Below are 16,527 nucleotides of genomic sequence, written 5' to 3'. Positions count from 1 at the left end.
CCGATCCCGGGCCCGTTTTTACAACCGGTGGAGGTCTCTCACTGCGTCGAGCAACGGTGTGAGATTCTGAACCGGCAGAGGCGGGAGGTCGAACGGATCGGCCACGACGGCCGCCGGGTCGACCATCCGGTGTAGCACGCCCACGATGGATGCCGCCAGCGACGGCGTGTGGTACCCGCCTTCCAGCGTCGCTAGCACGCGCCCGTCGCACACTGTGTCGGCGACTTCCAGCGCGACGGTCGCCGCGTCCGCGAGCCCGCCCACGGACAGCCCGAGCCCCGCCAGCGGGTCGAGGCGGTGGGCGTCGGCGCCGAAGGAGAGCAGCACGAGGTCCGGCCGGTGTCGCGCCGCGAGGGGGGGGAGGACGGTGCGGACCAGGCCCACTAGCTCGTCGCCCGTTCCGCCGGGCACGGGCAGGTTGACCGTCGCGCCGACCCCGTCGCTGACGCCCGTCTCGCCCATCGTGCCGCCTCCCGGATAGATGTCGGCCTGGTGCGTCGACACGAAGAGGACGTCGGGGTCGTCGTAGAACGCCTCCTGCGTGCCGTTGCCGTGGTGCACGTCGAGGTCGACGATCATCACGCGCTCAGCGCCGTGTGCGGCTTGCGCGTGCCGGGCCGCGACCGCCGCGTTCGACACCAGGCAGAAGCCCATCGCTTGCGCCGGGCGCGCGTGGTGGCCGGGCGGTCGGCCGAGCGCGAACCCGTTGTGGAGATCCCCGCCCATCACAGCGTCCACCAACGCCAGCAGGCCGCCGCACGCCTCGGTCGCCAGGCGGTACGAGGCGGGCGTCGCGTACGTGTCGAAGTCGAGGTCGCCGCCGCCGGTCGCGCAGAACGTCTCGACGAGGTCGAGGTAGGCCGGGGCGTGGACCCGTTCGAGCGCCGTCCGGCCCGCGGGCGCGCTCGCGAGTCGGGGCAGCGCCGCGAGCACCGGGTCGGCCGCAATCGCCGCGCGGATCGCCGCCAGCCGCTCGGGCCGCTCGGGGTGCCCGGGCCTGGCGTGCGCGGCGTCGCCGTCCAAGATCGCGAGCCCCGTCACGGGTCGATGGCCTTGGGCAGGCACACGAAGGCCCGCTCGCGCCGGGCCGCGAGCGAAAACGCCGTCGGGGCGTCGGCCGACTCGCTGAGTTCGCGGACCGTCCCGTCGCGCTCCAGCACGCAGATCGCCTCGCCGTCGGCGCGGTACGCCGCCAGCCGGGCCGACCCCTCGGAGACGTACAGCGCGGCGTCGCGGGCCGCGTCGTGCGGCGACGACAGACCCTCGGACACCAGCCACGTCGCCGTCCGCTCGCGCCAGTCGGCGAGTTGGTCGGGCGTCGCGGGCGCGTCGAGCGGCGTCGTGCGGAACAGGCGGCGGTCGACAAACCGCTGCGCGAGGTCCGCCAAGATGCGGTCGTCGGAGCCGGCCCAGCGCTTCAAACTGTACAGCACGTCGGTGTCGTCGAGCGCCGTGAAGGCGTCGAGCAGGGCGTCGTGGCCGTCGCTGGCCGGGTCGAGGTCGTCGGCCGCCGCGGCGCCGCTCAGGAAGAACGACAGGCTGGGCGCCGTCGCTGCGAGCGCCGGGTCCGTGCCCCACCGGGCGCGGGCGCGCGCGAACGCCGCGCGCAGGACGTGGTCGGCCGCCAGGACGGTCTTGTGGAGGTACACCTGCCAGTACATCAGCCGCCGGCTCAGCAGCACGTTCTCGACCGCGTACGCGCCCTTCGACTCGACCACTAGCCGCCCGTCGTGGACGCGCATCGTCTTGATCACCCGGTCGACCCCGACGACGCCCTCGGCGACGCCCGTGTAGAACGAGTCGCGCCGGAGGTAGTCCAGCCGGTCCATGTCGAGCTGGCTGGCGACCAGGCTGTGGAAAAACGGCCGGTCGTAGGTCCCGTCGAAGATCGCGAGCGCGGTCGCCAGCGCGCCGCCCATGCGCCGGTCGACCCGGGCCATCAGCGCGCGGCTGAGCTGCTCGTGGCGGAACGGACGCGAGCCCGGCGCGAGCAGCTGGTGCTCCAGCGTGTGTGAGAACGGCCCGTGGCCGACATCGTGGAGGAGTGCCGCCGCGAGCGCGCCCTCGACCTCGTCGGTCGCCATCACCGTCCCCTTCTCGCGCAGCGTGTCGAGCGCCTCGTCCATCAGCGCCATCGCGCCGATCCCGTGCTCGAACCGGGTGTGGACGGCGCCGGGGAAGACCAAGAAGCCCAGCCCCAGCTGGCGGATCCGCCGCAAGCGCTGCACCTCGGGCGTCTCGACGAGCGACAGGATCAGCCCCTTGGGGACCGTTACGAAGCCGTGGACGGGGTCGTTGAACAGGGTGAACCGGCTCGGCACAGGCGCTCGGGGAGGGGAGGGGTGCACCCGCCCCGGCGCGCCGGGATCCCGGCTGCTTTCTGCCTCGGCGCCGAGGCGGACGGGGACGCTATCCATCGACGTGCGCGCCACGTCAATCGGTGAGTGCGGCACGTCATGCCCAACGGAGTCGATCCCCCATCAGCCCGGCGCTCTGCCCGTTCCTCATTCCTCATTCCCCGTTCCCCCAGCCCGGGCCGGTAGCTTGCGCAAGCCCCCCACATCCTGCCATGACCGAGCCGTTCACCCGCGTCCACGCCCTGCCCGACCATGTCGGCGAGACCGTCACCGTCAACGGGTGGCTCTACAACGGCCGGGGCTCGAAGGGGCTGCGCTTTCTCGAGCTCCGCGACGGGTCCGGCATCGTCCAGGTCGTCGTCAACGAGGGCCACGTGGATGCGGCGTCGTGGGAGGCCGCGTCGTCGCTGACGCAGGAGAGCGCGTTCCGCGTCGTCGGCACCGCCAAGGCGGACGACCGGCAGACCGGCGGCGTCGAGATCCAGGCCGACTCGGTCGAGGTCATCGCGATAGCCGAGCCGTACCCGATCACGCCCAAGGACCACGGCGTCGAGTTCCTGATGGACCGCCGGCACCTGTGGATCCGGAGCCGCCGCCAGTGGGCCATCATGCGGGTCCGCAACCGGATCATCACGGCCGTCCACGCCTACTTCCAGGGCGAGGGCTACCTCTTGGCGGACCCGCCGATCCTGACCGGCAACGCCGTCGAGGGCACGTCGACGCTGTTCGAGCTCGACTACTTCGGCGAGCCGGCCTACCTCACCCAGAGCGGCCAGCTCCACGGCGAGGCCATGGCGATGGCGCACGGCAAGATCTACACGTTCGGCCCGACGTTCCGCGCCGAGAAGTCCAAGACCCGGCGGCACCTCACCGAGTTCTGGATGATCGAGCCCGAGATGGCCTTCTACGACCTCGACATGAACATGGAGGTCGCCGAGGAGCTGCTCGCAGCGATCCTCGACGCCGTGCTCGCCGACTGCCGCGACGAGCTGGCGATTCTGGAGCGCGACACCGGCAAGCTGGAGGCCGCTCGGGCGACGCCGTTCCCCCGCCTCAGCTACTCCGACGCGGTCGATCTCCTGACCGGCGACGCGACGCAGACCCTGCTCGACGCCGAGCAGGAAGGGCTCGAAGACGAGCAGCGCGATCTGGAGGAGGAGAAGGCCGCGAACCGCGCCAGCTACGGCCAGGCCAAAAAGGGCGAGAAGCGCCGGATCGACGCCCGCGAGATCGCCATCAACGTCCGTCTCGACGAGATCGCGGAGGGCCTGCGCAACATCCCGACCTGGAAGGAGAGCGCCCGCACCTTCGAGTGGGGCGCCGACTTCGGCGCGTCCGACGAGACCGTGCTCACGAAGCACTTCGACACGCCCGTCATCGTCCACCGCTACCCGGCGGCCATCAAGGCGTTCTACATGAAGCGCGACCCCAACGACGACCGGCTCGCGCTCGGCATGGACGTCCTCGCGCCCGAGGGCTACGGCGAGATCGTCGGCGGTGGCGAGCGGGCGACCGACCTCGCGTTCCTGCGCGAGCAGGTGGCCGCGCACGGGCTCCCCGAGTCGGCGTTCGACTGGTACTTTGACCTCAGACGGTTTGGGAGCGTACCTCATGCGGGGTTTGGGTTGGGATTGGAGCGGACGGTCGCCTACGTCTGTGGCCTGCCCCACGTCCGCGAGACGGGGTTCTTCCCGCGCCTGCTCGGTCGCCTGCACCCGTAGCGAGGCGGCGTCGGAGTGGGAGCGGGGCCGGTGGGAAACCGACCAACGGGGCCGGGGCGCTACTCTGGCGGCCCGGGCCCTTCGGTGCGCGATGCCGAGCGGTCGGCAGTAGGCCGAGGCGTGCCCGGGACTGTGCTCACATTCCTCCTTCCCCATGAGACTTTTCTCCCTCCTCTGCGCGGGTGCCCTCCTCGCGGTCGCCGGCTGCGACTCCGCCTCCCTGGACGACGTCGCCGCCCCCGTCCTCGCCGATGCGAGCGCCTCAACGATCGTCGTCACCGAAGCCGACATGGCGACCAGCGTTGCGGACGTGATCGCGGACCCGACCAAGTGGTTCTTCTACGACGACGAGATCGACCAGATCAACCCGGCGCTTGGCACGATGGCTGTCGGGCCGGACACGCCGCCGGAGGGCGTCGGCAGCGCCCAGATCTCGGTGTCCGGGACGCAGCGCCGCAACCTGGCCACATACCAGTTCAGCGGCACCGCCCTGGCCGACGTCACCGACCTCCGGTTCTCGACCTACAACCCGTCGGCCGGCAACGGCGGCGCGGCGGATCGGTCGGCGTACCTCAACTTCAACGTCGACTTCGACGGGTCCGACACGTGGCAGCGGCGCCTCGTCTACGTTCCCAAGGTGAACGGGACGGTCCTCCAAGACACCTGGCAGGAGTGGGACGCCTTCGACGGCGGCGCCGCGCTCTGGACGTGGTCGGGCTACTTCAGCAGCGGGAGCATGTGGCCCGACGGCAACACGAGCCAGTATCGGACGTGGGCCGACTTGGTCAGCTCGTTCCCGGCGTTGGCCGTCCGCACCACGGACTCGTGGATGGGCCTGCGGGTCGGCGAGCCCTACGCGAGCGGCTACTCGGAGAACCTCGACGCCTTCGTGTTCGGCACCGCCGCCGGCACGACGACCTGGGACTTCGAGCCGTACCGCGTGGCGACCGACAAGGACGACTGCAAGAAGGGCGGGTGGCAAGACCTCCGGCGGGCCGACGGGAGCACGTTCCGTAACCAGGGCCAGTGCATCCGCTACGTGAACACGGGCCGCTAGCCGAGTGGCAGGGAGGGGCGGTGGGCGGCCGGCCCTCCCCAGGCGGCGTAGGTTGACGGTCCGCCCGGCGCGCTGGCGCCACCCGACCGTCGCCTCCGCCGCCTGTGTCCGACTTCCCTCACGTTCCCTACGCCGTCGCCGAGCGCTCTGACGACGAGATCGTCGCCCGAGCGCAAGCGTTCTACGAGGCGGTCGACACGCGCCGCTCGGTCCGCTTTTTTACCGACCGGCCGGTCCCGCGCGCGGCCATCGAGGCGGCCATCGCCGCCGCCGGCACGGCGCCCAGCGGCGCCCACATGGAGCCGTGGACGTTCGTGGCCGTTTCGGACCCCGAGATGAAGCGCCAGATCCGCCACGCCGCCGAGGCCGAGGAGCGCGCCGGCTACGACGGCCGCATGTCGGACGAGTGGCTGGAGGCGCTCGCGCCCATCGGGACCGACTGGCGCAAGCCGTTTCTGGAGACCGCGCCCTGGATCGTCGTGCTGTTCGCCCAGCGCTCTGGCGTCCGGCCCGACGGCACCAAGCGCAAGCACTACTACGTGCAGGAGAGCTGCGGGATCGCTGCCGGCCTCTTTATCGCCGCGCTCCACCACGCCGGGCTGGCGACGCTGACGCACACCCCGTCGCCGATGCGCTTCCTGCGCGACCTGCTCGGGCGCCCGGACAACGAAGCCCCGTTCATCCTTTTCCCCGTCGGCCACGTCGCCCCGGGCGCGACCGTCCCGGACCTCCAGCGCAAGCCGCTCGACGAGGTCAGCGTCTGGATCGAGGAGGACTGATTTCGATGGCGAATCGGTCGTAGCGTGGGGCTCCACCACGCGGGGCCGTGCCCCGAGCCGACATGCGCCTCGCCGTCCTCGCCCTCGGGCTGCTGTTTGCCCTCTCCGCCTCGGCCCAGCCCGCCAGCCACCGGCTCGCGGAGGCCACACCGGTCGAGGTGCTGTCGCTGGCGGTCGCCAGCAACGACGCGCTCGCGGCGACTGCCAGGGCCGCCCGGACCGGGGGGCCGGCCCCCGTCCGCTTTGCCGAGCCCGTCGACGTGGCCGTCACCCCGCAGACACACGGCACGTGGACGGTGGCGGGCGACGGCACGCGGGTCTGGCGCCTCGTCGTCGAGTCTCCGACCGCGTACTCGCTGAGCTTTGGGTTCTCCCGCTTCCGGCTTCCCCCCGGCGCGGCTTTGTGGATCTACGCGCCGGGCCAGGCCCCGGAGTACCGCCCGTTCACGGCCGCCGACAACGAGGCGCACGGCCAGCTGTGGACGCCGATCGTCGTCGGCGACCGGGCCGTGATCGAGCTCAACGTGCCCCCGAGCAAGACGCCGCTCGCGGTCGAGCTCGAACTCGCACAGGCCAACCACGCCTTCCTCCCGACGCTGCTCGCGCGCGAGGAGAAGGACGCGCTCGGCGCCCGCCTCTCCGGCTCGTGCAACGTCGACGTGGCCTGTCCCCAGGGCGACGCCTACGGGGACCTCATCCGCTCCGTCGGGGCTTACACCGTCGGCGGCGTCGACTACTGTTCCGGGACGGCGGTGAACACGACGGCCGAGGACGACCGCCCGCTGTTTCTGACGGCGGAGCATTGCGGGATCGGCCCGAGCAATGGGGCCGCGGTCGTCGTGTACTGGAACTACCAGAACACGCGATGCCGGACGCCGGGGTCGGCAGAGAGCGGGAGCGCGGGCAACGGCCCCCGCTACCAGTTCAACACGGGCGCCCGCGAGGTCGGCGCGAACGCGGCCTCGGACTGGTCCCTGCTGGAGCTCGACGACCCGTTCGTCACGGGGGCCGGGGTGTACCTCAGCGGGTGGGACCGGCGAGACCAGGCCCCGACCTCAGCGGTCGGCATCCATCACCCGGGCGTGGAGGAAAAGCGCATCTCGTTTGAGAACGACCCGCTCACGATCACGACCTACGGGTCGGCGGTGGCGTCCCCCACGGGAACGCACCTCCGGGTCATCGACTGGGACCTCGGGACGACCGAGGGCGGATCGTCCGGCTCGGCGCTGTTCAGCCCGGAGGGGCGGATCGTCGGTCAACTCCACGGAGGCGGAGCGGCCTGCGGCAACGACCAGTCCGACTGGTACGGCCGGTTGGCGCGGTCGATGGCGGACGGGCTCGCTCCGCTGCTCGACCCGTTGGGGACGGGCACCGAGACCCACGATGGCCGGGACTTTGAGCCAGCGATGACGCGGGCCGTCGCGTCGGTCGACCAGGCGGCCGTCGGGGATCGGGTCGCCTTCACGTTCTCCGTCGTCAACTTCAGCGCGCAGCCGATCCAGGCGGAGTTCACGAACCCGCTCCCGAGCGCCCTCGCCCTGGCGGGCACGCCCACGGCGTCGGTCGGGGTCCCGTCCGTCGCGGACGGGGTGGTCCGGTGGTCGGGCACGGTGCCGGCGGAGAGCGAGGTGGCCATACGGTATGAGGCGACCGTCCTCGCGGCCGGGGCGCTCACGAACACGGCCTCGTCGGCCATCCCGGGCTTCCCGGACCTGCCCGCCCAGGCGCGTGTGTTCGCCACCCTCGCCTTCCCGACGCCGGACACGGTCGTCGAGGCCGTCGTCGGGACGGCCATCCCGGACAACGGGTGCTCATCGTTCGTCGGCTCGACCCTCGACGTGACGGGCCCGCTCGTGATCGAGCACCTCGCGGTCGGCGTCGGGATCACGCACACCTGGCGCGGGGACCTGCGCGTCCGGCTCACGAGCCCGGCGGGCACAACCGTCTCGCTCATCGAGCGCGTCGGGGCGGGCGGCTCCGGCTCGAATGCCGACAACCTCGACGTGCTGATCGGCGACGAGGGCGCGCCGGGCTCGTTCGCGAGCGGGAATCACAACGTCGGCGCCCCGTTCTACGACGTGGTCGGCGCGCCCGAGAGCGGCGCCCCGGGCGGGCCGGTCGGGACGCTGGCATCGTTTATCGGCGAGGACGCCGCCGGGACGTGGACGCTCGGCGTCTGCGACGGGGCCGCCCAGGACACGGGCCGGCTGGAGCGCTGGAGCCTGCAGTTTGTGTCGTCGGGCGCGGTCGCGGGCGAGGCCGGGCCGGCGGGCGCGTTCACGGCCCGGCTCTCGGGCCCAAACCCCACTGGCACGCGGACGGCGCTCGCGCTCGCCGTGCCCGGCACCCAGCACGTCCGCGCCACGCTCGTCGACGCGACGGGCCGGACGGTCGCCACGGTCTTCGACGGGCCCGTCGCCGAGTCGGCCGAGGTGGCCGTCGACGTGTCGGATCTCGCGGCGGGCGTCTACCTCGTGCGCGTCGAGGCGGGCGCGAGCGTCCGCACCCAGCGGCTGACGGTCGTGCGCTAACCGCGCGGCCGGACACAAAAAAACCGGGGCCGGTCGCACCGCGCGACCGGCCCCGGCTCCGTTCTGACGTACCCGTCTAGCTCGTCGCGCGGACGCGGCGGACGTTGTGGGCGGCGACGCCCGCCCGGCCACCGCGGACGGTGAACTGCACGGTGTCGCCGTCGCTGAACGAGCGGTCGACCGCGTTGCGGACGGAGAACGGGATGCCGTTCTCGCCATGGCGCACAAAGCCGACGCCGCGGCGGGCGTTGAACTGCGTGATGGTACCCTTGATCATGGTCTGGGCCGGTTGGGGTTCGGTTTTCGAGGCCCGGAGAGTACGGGCCAATTGGCGGGGTGGTGTCTGGGCACCCGTAGAGGCTCGGCGAAGCATCGGCGAGGGCCTGTCGAAGGGGAGATGCCCTTACGGTGAGGGCGTAGGGGCCGATACCCGAAGCGTCCCCCCGACGCCCTGTGCCTACGCTCGCGCCGCCCCCCGACCGCCCCGAGACCGCCGCCGACCCCGGCGCGGCGCTCCACGCGTTCGTCGCCGATCTCCTCCCGCTCCGCCGCTGCATCACCGGCGACGGGCTCCGCCAGACCCTGCTCGCCATCGGCGAGCGCGTGCCGCTCCGGATCTCCGAGGTCCCGACCGGCACCCCCGTTCTGGACTGGACCGTTCCCAAAGAGTGGCGCGTGCGCGAGGCCTACATCGAGCACGAGGGGCGGCGGATCGTGGACTGGGCCGAGAGCCCGCTCGCGCTCGTCCAGTACAGCGTCGCCGCGCGCGACCGGATGCCGCTGTGGGCGCTCCGTGATCGCCTCCACACGCTGCCCGAACAGCCCGAGCTCATCCCATACCGCACCTCGTACTACGCGCCGACGTGGGGCTTCTGCTTGGCGCACGACCGCCTCGACGCGCTCGCGGCCGAGATCGGCGAGGGTGGGGAACTCGACGTGGTCATCGACGCCGAGCACGTCGACGGGAGCCTGACGTACGGCGAGGTCGTCGTGCCGGGCGAGACCGACGCCGAGATCCTGCTCTCGGCGCACGCCTGCCACCCGGCGCTGGCGAACGACAACGCGTCGTCGATCGCGGTCGCCACGATGCTGGCGCGGCGCCTGCTCGACGGGCCGCCCCCGCGCCACACGGTCCGCTTCGTGTTCGCGCCCGGGACCGTCGGCGCCATCGCCTGGCTCGACCGCAACCACGCCGCCGTCGCGCGCATCCGCCACGGGCTGGTGCTGGCGAACCTGGGCGACCGGGGCGGCTTCACCTACAAGCAGACTCGGGCCGCCCTCGTCGGCCCGCCCGCGCCCGTCGACCGCGCCGTCCCGCTGGCGCTCCGCGACCTGGGGCACGACGTCGAGGTCCGCCCGTTCGAGCCGACGGGCTACGACGAGCGCCAGTACAACAGCCCCGGCTTCGCGCTCCCCGTCGGCCGCCTGACGCGCACGGCGCACGGCGAGTACCCCGAGTACCACACTTCCGGCGACAGTCTCGACTTGGTGACGCCCGAGTCGCTGGCGGCGTCGCTCGACGCGCTCGAGGCCGTCGTCCGGACGCTCGACGGCGACGGCGTCTTCCGAAACACGCAGCCCTACGGCGAGCCGCAGCTCGGCCGGCGCGGGCTCTACGCTAGCCTCGGGGGCCTGCCGAACGGGCCCGACGCGCAGCAGGCCGCGCTGTGGGTCTTGAACCTCGCTGACGGCGCGCACTCCCTCGTCGCCATCGCCGAGCGCTCCGGGCTCCCCTTCGCCGCCGTCCGCGCCGCCGCCGACCGGCTGGCGGAGGCCGGCCTGCTCACCGAGGCATGACCGACCCCGACGCCCACCGCTTCGCCGCCAGCCGCGCCCACCAGCGCCGCGCGCACCGCCGGATCCCGGGCGGCGCGCACACCTACGCCAAGGGCGACGACCAGATGCCGGAGTGGATGCCGGTCGTCGTCGACAGGGGGGAGGGCGCCCACGTCTGGGACCTCGACGGCAACCGGCTCATCGAGTACGGCCAGGGCTTGCGCGCCGTCACGCTCGGCCATGCCGAGCCGCGCGTCACGGCCGCCGCAACGCGCTGGCTGGCGCGTGGCGCCAACTTCTCGCGCCCCGCCAGCATCGAACTAGAGGCCGCCCAGGCGTTCCTCGACCTCGTCGGCGCCGAGTGCGTCAAGTTCACCAAGGACGGCTCGTCGGCGACGACCGCCGCCGTCAAGCTGGCGCGCGCGGCGACGGGACGCGACCCGGTCGCGGTCTGCAGCGACCACCCGTTTCTGTCCCAGGACGACTGGTTTATCGGCACGACGCCGATGGCCGCGGGCATCCCCGCCGCCGTCCGCGACCTCACCGTCGCGTTCCCCTACGGCGATCTCGACGCGCTCGTGGCCTGCCTCGACCGGCACCGCCCGGCGTGCGTCGTGATGGAGGCCGTCCGCGACGCGTCCGACCCCAGCGACTACCTCCGCGCAGCGATCACGGCGTGCCGCGAGCGCGGCGTCGTGTTCGTGCTCGACGAGATGATCACGGGCTTCCGGTGGTCCGCACGCGGCGCGCAGGGCCTGTTCGGGCTCGACCCCGACCTGTCGACGTTCGGGAAGGCGCTCGCGAACGGCCACTCCGTCTCCGCGCTGGCAGGCCGCCGCGACCTGATGGAGGCGGGCGGGCTCGACACCGCAAAGGACCGCGTGTTCTTGCTCTCGGCCACGCACGGCGCCGAGACGCACGGGCTCGCGGCCGCCATCGAGACCATGCGGATCGGCGCTAGCGAGGACGTGGCGGGGCAGCTCATGCGCCAGGGCGCGCGGCTCCGTCAGCAAGTGACCCAGGCCGTCGCGGCCTCGGGCGTGGGCGACGCCGTCGGCACCGCCGGGCGCGACTGCAACCTGGTGTTCTGGACGCGCGACGCCGACGGCCACGCCTCTCAACCCTTCCGCACCCTCTTCCTCCAGGAGCTGACCCGGCGCGGCGTGCTCGCGCCCTCGTTCGTCGTCACGACCGCCCACACCGACGAGGTGATCGACCAGACGACCGAGGCCGTGGCGGGCGCGCTCGCGGTCTACGCCCGAGCGCTCGACGCCGGCTCGGTCGACGGCTTCCTGCTCGGCCGGCCGGTCCAGCCCGTCTTCCGACAAAAAGCCGGGACGGTCTGGACCTCTATCTCGCGCCCCGGCGGCGACGGCGCCCTTTCTGCGGCCCCGTCCGCGACCCCGACCTCGACACACAAATGAAAGTCGTTCTCTTCTGCGGTGGCGAGGGCATGCGCCTCAAGGAGCACTCCGGCCCGATCCCCAAGCCGATGGTCTGCGTCGGCTACCGGCCGGTCCTGTGGCACCTGATGAAGTACTACGCCCACTATGGCCACAAGGACTTCATCCTGTGCCTGGGGCACGGCGCGGACCACATCAAGCGCTACTTCGTCGACTACGACGAGACGGTCTCGAACGACTTCGTGCTGACGGGCGGGAAGGACGTGAACCTGCTCCGCAGCGACATCCACGACTGGCGGATCACCTTCGTCGACACCGGGCTGGCCGCGAGCGTCGGCGAGCGGCTCGTCGCCGTCCGTGAGTTCCTGGGCGACGACGAGTGGTTCCTCGCCAACTACGCCGACGGCCTGACGGACGCCCCGCTCGACGCGATGGTCGACTTCGCGCAAGCGTCGGGCCGCGCCGCGACGTTCCTCGGCGTCCAGCCCAACTACACGAGCCACGTGATCCGCTCCGACGCCTCGGGCGCCGTCACCGACGTGCAGCACGTGACGGAGATCGGGCTCCGGATCAACGGCGGGTTCTTCGTCATGAACCAGCGCTTTTTCGACTACATCCGCCCCGGCGAGGACATCCTCGGCCCTCCTGCGCACCGCATGGCGGCCGCCCGCGAGCTCGGGTCGTTCGACTACCAGGGCTTCTGGGCGTGCATGGACACGTTCAAGGAAAAGAAGCTCCTCGAGGACATCTACCAGGAGGGACAGGCCCCCTGGGAGATCTGGAGCGACCGCCGCGCCTCAGGCGACGGCGACCCCCGGATCGCCGGCGACGGCCTGGTCGCCCCGCCCGTCCTGGGCTAGCGCGTGTTCGGTCTCCCCCCGTCGCTCGGCCGGGACGAGCCGCTCCGGCTCGTCGGCCTCGGCGCGCACGCCGACGACGTCGAGATCGGGGCCGGGGGGACGCTCCTGCGCCTGCTCGCGGAGCGGCCCCGGACGACGGTCCACTCGGTCGTCGCCTCCGCCAGCGGCCCGCGCGCCGACGAAGCGAAGGCCGCCGCCGACGCCCTGCTGGCGGACGCCCACGAGGCCCATGTCCACGTCCTTGATACGCCCGACGGGTTTTTTCCACAGCACGCGGGCGACCTCAAGCAGTGGATGAAGGCCACGCTCGAACCCGTTCGCCCGCACCTTGTCTTGACGCATCGCCGCGACGACGCGCACCAGGACCACCGGACGCTGGGCGACCTCGCCTGGCAGACGTTCCGGGGCGCGACGATCGCCAGCTACGAGATCCCCAAGTGGGACGGCGACCTTGACCGGCCGAACGCCTACGTCGCCCTCGACGCCGCGACGCTCGACCGCAAGCTGGCGATTCTCGAGGCGCACTTCGCCAGCCAGCGCGCCAAGGGCTGGTACGACGCCGAGACGTTCCGCGGGCTGGCGCGCCTCCGGGGCGTCGAGGCCGGGACGCGGTACGCCGAGGCCTTCCACTGCGCCAAGCTGGTCTGGTGATGCCGTTCGTCCTCGCTGTCCTGCTCGCGCTTGCGCTGACCGCCTGCGGCGACGCCGCCGAAGCCGCTCGTCCCGTCATGTGGGCCGAGCCGGCCCCGACGGCGTGTCCGGTCGGGGAGTGGGACGCCGGGGACGGCTGCCAGCCGGCTGGGACCGCCTTCAGCACGTCCGGGACGACGCTCTGGGTGGACGGCGCCGACCCCGACGCCAGCGACCGCGGGCCCGGGACGGAGGCCCGCCCCTACCGCACGGTCTCGCGGGCCGCCGAGCAGGTCCGCCCCGGCGACGCCGTCGTCATCCGCGCGGGCGTCTATCGCGAGTCGGTCCGCCCCCGAGTCGGCGGGACCGGGGCCCGCTCGCGCGTCACGTTCGCCGCGTACCCCGGCGAGACCGTCGTCGTCAGCGGCGCCGACCGGGCGGACGCCGGGTGGACCCGGACGAGCGGCGGCGACTGGCGCCTGCCGTGGCCGTACGGTGCGCTGCGGACGTATTCCGACGACCCCACCTTCCGCCGCGAGATGGTGGTCGTGGGCGGGCGCGTGCAGCGTCCCGTCGCCAGCCGAGCCGATCTCGCGCCGGGCCGGTTCGTGCGCGAGGGGACGGATGCGGCGCCGACCGCGCTGGTGGCCCGCCTGCCGCTCGGACGCTCTGGGCGTGCGGGCATCGAGATCGGCGCCCGGACGCGACTGTTCTGGCCGGAGGGCCCGGACGACTCTGCCGACTGCGGCGACCCCTCCACGCCCGGCTGGTTCCGCGTCGTCGGGATCACCTTCCGCTACGCGACGAACCGCGCGCAGTGGGGAGCCGTCTGCGCAGGGAGCGTGGGCGGGCTGTTCGAGGACGTGACCGTCGAGTGGACGAACGGGCGCGGCATCGACATGTCGGGGCGTGGGCACTCCTTCCGGCGGACGCGCGCCGACCTCAACGGCCAGATGGGCTGGGGCGGGTCCTGCACCTCGTGCCTGTTCGACGAGACCGCCGCCGTCGGCAACAACTGGAAGGGGCACGACCCGTTCTGGGAGGCGGGCGGCGGCAAGTGGAACCACACCTCCGACACCGTCATCCGGCGCCACTACTCGGCCCACAACGACGGCCCCGGCATCTGGCTCGACATCGACAACGAGCGCAACACAATTGAGGGCGCCCTGTCCGTCGGCGACCAGATCGCCGGGATCATGCTGGAGCTGCGGACGACGGAGACGCTCGTCCAGCACGCCGTCGTCGCCGGGACACGCTGGCGGCGGTGGAGCGGCGCCGGGGTTCTCTCGCAAGCCGCCAGCCGGAACGTGCTGTCGCACAACACGCTGGTCGAGAACGGCGGCACCGGTTTGTGGCTCCGCCTCGACCCGGACCGCCGGGCCCCGGATGGCCACAACGTGGTCTCGAACAACTGGATCGTCGGCAACGCGGCCTCCGGGGAAGAAGCCCGCGAGGTCCAGATCGAAGCCGAGACGCCGGCCGGGCTCCGGTCGACGCGGTTCGTGGGCAACGTCTACGGCGACCTGGGCGACGGCCTCTTCCGGTCGACCTTTTTCGCACGGCCCGTTCCCGACCTCCCGGCCGACTTTCGGAGCGACGACGTCCGGGCGTGGGCCCGGATCACCGGCGCCGTCCACGACCGGCTGGTGGGCCGTGCGCGGCCGGTGGCAACTCCTACCGACGCGGTCGAGACCGGCGCAAGAGCGGCCCGGCTCGTTCCGTCTGACCGGGTCGGCGCGGATCCGACGCGCGTCCGGGCGCGGGGGGACTGGCGGCAGGCTCCGCCACGCCCCGAGTGGCCGAGATAAACGGGGCTAACGGCACGCCCCTGGGTCGCCGACTCCGGGTATTGGCCGCACGGGCGAGAGCGGACGCGGCTTTGCGGGGGGCGGGCTGCGCTCACGCCTCTTTCATGGAAACCGTCCTCGTCGGCCCCGACCGGCCGTTCTCGCACCAGCGCGAGCTGGCCCTCTCGAACGCCGCCGCGCACGCCCGCCGCCGGATCGCGAACGCGGCCTCGCTGGCCGGCGCCGAGGCGCTGGCGCTGGCGGTGACGCTGTTCATGGCCGGCATGGTGCGGCAGGCCGTCACCGGCGAGGCCGGCGCCGTGGTCGGGTTCTCGTGGATCGTCCTGCCGCTGTACCTCGGTGCCGCCATGGCGGTCGGACTGCTGCCCGGGTGGGGGCTGGGCGCCGTCGAGGAGCTGCGCCGCGTGGTGCTGACGCTGGCGGGCGTGTTCGCGCTGGCGGCCGTCGGCCTCTACCTCACGAACGCGAATGTCGCCGGGGGCGCGAGCGCGAGCCGCCTGACGCTCGTCGCGGCCGGGGTCCTGTCGCTCGGGCTCGTGCCCCTCGCGCGGTGGAGCGTCAAGTCGCTGCTGGTGCGCCACGACCGCTGGGGCGTCGGCGCGGTCGTGTACGGGGCGGGCGTCGCGGGGGCCCGGATCGTCCGCAAGCTGCACGAGGAGCGCGGCATCGGCTACACGCCGATCGCCGTGTTCGACGACGACCCCGACACCTGGGACGGGTTTCTCGACACGGTCCCCATCGTCGGCGACACGGCGCAGGTGGCGCCCGAGGCGGCCGTCGCGTTCCTGGCCCTCCCCGAGGCCGAGCGCGGGCGCCAGATCGACCTGCTCGAGGGGCCGCTCTCGTGCTACCGCACCGTCGTGCTCGTGCCCGACCTGTTCGAGGCGCCGAGCCTGTGGGTCACGCCGCGCGACTTCGCGGGCGTGCTCGGCCTCGAAGTGGCCGCGACGCTGACGCGCACGATGCCCCGGTTCGTCAAGCGGACCGTCGACCTGGCCGCCGTGATCCTGCTGGCGCCGCTGTGGGTGCCCGTGGTGGCGCTGATGGCGGCCTGGGTGTGGGCCGCCGACCGCGCGTTCCCGTTCTACTTCCAGGAGCGCATCGGAGAAGACGGCGTCACCTTCAGCGCGTGGAAGCTCCGCACGATGGTCCCCGACGCCGACACCGTGCTGGAGACGGCGCTGGCCGCCGATCCGGCGCTCCGCGCGGAATGGGACGAGCACTTCAAGCTGGAGAACGACCCCCGCATCACGGCGCCGGGCCGCGTGCTTCGGCGGACGAGCCTGGACGAACTCCCGCAGCTCTACAACGTTCTCAAGGGCGAGATGAGCGTCGTGGGGCCCCGGCCGCTGCCGGACTACCACCACCAGGAACTGAGCGAGCGCGTCCGGGCCCTGCGCGAGCGGGTCCGTCCGGGCATCACCGGGCTGTGGCAGGTCTCGGGCCGGAGCGACGCGGGCAACCTCGGGATGGAGCGCTGGGACCCGTACTACGTCCGCAACTGGTCGCCGTGGCTCGACGCCGTGATCCTGGTGCGGACCGTCCGCGTCGTGCTCCAAGGCTCCGGCGCGTACTAGGCTCGCTTGACCAGTGGGCTCCGGCTTG

General features: G+C 72.6%; 13 protein-coding genes. 10 read left to right on the top strand and 3 right to left on the bottom strand.

Translation table 11 applies throughout. The annotated features are described in order from the left end of the window. Positions 1-18: 18 nt before the first annotated feature. Together ACLIRP_RS08360 and ACLIRP_RS08355 are read right to left on the bottom strand one after the other, a co-directional pair. A complete protein-coding gene (locus ACLIRP_RS08360; RefSeq protein ID WP_412063510.1) occupies positions 19-1,041 on the bottom strand; it encodes a histone deacetylase in 1,023 nt (340 codons plus the stop codon). Then, positions 1,038-2,417 (bottom strand): HD domain-containing protein, encoded by a 1,380-nt coding sequence (locus tag ACLIRP_RS08355; protein WP_412063509.1) that lies wholly within the window; start codon positions 2,415-2,417, stop codon positions 1,038-1,040. Before ACLIRP_RS08355 ends, ACLIRP_RS08360 begins: the two co-directional genes overlap by 4 nt. Positions 2,418-2,569: 152 nt before the next feature. On the opposite strand from ACLIRP_RS08355, the gene ACLIRP_RS08350 reads away from it, so the two are divergent. From ACLIRP_RS08350 to ACLIRP_RS08335, 4 genes are all read left to right on the top strand, one after another. After that, on the top strand, positions 2,570-4,078 hold the full coding sequence (locus ACLIRP_RS08350) for an asparagine--tRNA ligase (protein WP_412063508.1): 1,509 nt from the start codon (positions 2,570-2,572) through the stop codon (positions 4,076-4,078). A 154-nt stretch (positions 4,079-4,232) separates the two neighbouring features. Beyond that, positions 4,233-5,135: a hypothetical protein gene (locus ACLIRP_RS08345; RefSeq protein WP_412063507.1), complete on the top strand. Its 903-nt coding sequence runs from the start codon at positions 4,233-4,235 to the stop codon at positions 5,133-5,135. A 104-nt stretch (positions 5,136-5,239) separates the two neighbouring features. Then, the gene (locus tag ACLIRP_RS08340; protein ID WP_412063506.1) at positions 5,240-5,914 is read left to right on the top strand and encodes a nitroreductase family protein; all 675 of its coding nucleotides are present in this window, start codon (positions 5,240-5,242) and stop codon (positions 5,912-5,914) included. Between the two features lie 47 nt (positions 5,915-5,961). After that, the gene (locus tag ACLIRP_RS08335; RefSeq protein WP_412063505.1) at positions 5,962-8,445 is read left to right on the top strand and encodes a proprotein convertase P-domain-containing protein; all 2,484 of its coding nucleotides are present in this window, start codon (positions 5,962-5,964) and stop codon (positions 8,443-8,445) included. Positions 8,446-8,521: 76 nt separating this feature from the next. Here ACLIRP_RS08335 and ACLIRP_RS08330 read toward each other — a convergent pair whose 3' ends face one another. Continuing rightward, entirely contained in the window at positions 8,522-8,722 is a 201-nt protein-coding gene (locus ACLIRP_RS08330) for a cold-shock protein (RefSeq protein WP_412063504.1), read from the bottom strand. 176 nt (positions 8,723-8,898) lie between these two features. Here ACLIRP_RS08330 and ACLIRP_RS08325 point away from each other — a divergent pair, with 176 nt between their 5' ends. The 6 genes from ACLIRP_RS08325 to ACLIRP_RS08300 all read left to right on the top strand — a co-directional run bounded on the left by ACLIRP_RS08325 (position 8,899) and on the right by ACLIRP_RS08300 (position 16,499). Next, positions 8,899-10,242 carry a DUF4910 domain-containing protein gene (locus ACLIRP_RS08325; protein ID WP_412063503.1) on the top strand — a complete coding sequence of 448 codons (1,344 nt, stop codon included), beginning with the start codon at positions 8,899-8,901 and terminating at the stop codon, positions 10,240-10,242. Next, on the top strand, positions 10,239-11,645 hold the full coding sequence (locus ACLIRP_RS08320; RefSeq protein WP_412063502.1) for a glutamate-1-semialdehyde 2,1-aminomutase: 1,407 nt from the start codon (positions 10,239-10,241) through the stop codon (positions 11,643-11,645). The genes ACLIRP_RS08325 and ACLIRP_RS08320 overlap by 4 nt, the downstream gene beginning before the upstream one ends. Next, a complete protein-coding gene (locus ACLIRP_RS08315) occupies positions 11,642-12,484 on the top strand; it encodes a glucose-1-phosphate cytidylyltransferase (protein ID WP_412063501.1) in 843 nt (280 codons plus the stop codon). Before ACLIRP_RS08320 ends, ACLIRP_RS08315 begins: the two co-directional genes overlap by 4 nt. Before the next feature lie 3 nt (positions 12,485-12,487). Continuing rightward, entirely contained in the window at positions 12,488-13,135 is a 648-nt protein-coding gene (locus ACLIRP_RS08310) for a PIG-L deacetylase family protein (RefSeq protein ID WP_412063500.1), read from the top strand. Next, positions 13,135-14,922 (top strand): NosD domain-containing protein, encoded by a 1,788-nt coding sequence (locus ACLIRP_RS08305; protein ID WP_412063499.1) that lies wholly within the window; start codon positions 13,135-13,137, stop codon positions 14,920-14,922. The genes ACLIRP_RS08310 and ACLIRP_RS08305 overlap by 1 nt, the downstream gene beginning before the upstream one ends. A 104-nt stretch (positions 14,923-15,026) precedes the next feature. Continuing rightward, entirely contained in the window at positions 15,027-16,499 is a 1,473-nt protein-coding gene (locus ACLIRP_RS08300) for an exopolysaccharide biosynthesis polyprenyl glycosylphosphotransferase (protein ID WP_412063498.1), read from the top strand. Positions 16,500-16,527 lie beyond the last annotated feature (28 nt).

Source organism: Rubrivirga halophila (assembly GCF_046845755.1).
Lineage (GTDB): Bacteria > Bacteroidota > Rhodothermia > Rhodothermales > Rubricoccaceae > Rubrivirga.
This window is presented reverse-complemented; position numbering and strand designations above follow the sequence as displayed.

Bases quoted from the DNA above. Each gene is read 5' to 3' on its own strand.
- ACLIRP_RS08350 (WP_412063508.1), top strand. From the start codon at position 2,570: ATGACCGAGCCGTTCACCCGCGTCCACGCCCTGCCCGACCATGTCGGC.
- ACLIRP_RS08305 (WP_412063499.1), top strand. From the start codon at position 13,135: ATGCCGTTCGTCCTCGCTGTCCTGCTCGCGCTTGCGCTGACCGCCTGC.
- ACLIRP_RS08345 (WP_412063507.1), top strand. From the start codon at position 4,233: ATGAGACTTTTCTCCCTCCTCTGCGCGGGTGCCCTCCTCGCGGTCGCC.
- ACLIRP_RS08355 (WP_412063509.1), bottom strand. From the start codon at position 2,417: ATGGATAGCGTCCCCGTCCGCCTCGGCGCCGAGGCAGAAAGCAGCCGG.
- ACLIRP_RS08315 (WP_412063501.1), top strand. From the start codon at position 11,642: ATGAAAGTCGTTCTCTTCTGCGGTGGCGAGGGCATGCGCCTCAAGGAG.
- ACLIRP_RS08330 (WP_412063504.1), bottom strand. From the start codon at position 8,722: ATGATCAAGGGTACCATCACGCAGTTCAACGCCCGCCGCGGCGTCGGC.
- ACLIRP_RS08300 (WP_412063498.1), top strand. From the start codon at position 15,027: ATGGAAACCGTCCTCGTCGGCCCCGACCGGCCGTTCTCGCACCAGCGC.
- ACLIRP_RS08320 (WP_412063502.1), top strand. From the start codon at position 10,239: ATGACCGACCCCGACGCCCACCGCTTCGCCGCCAGCCGCGCCCACCAG.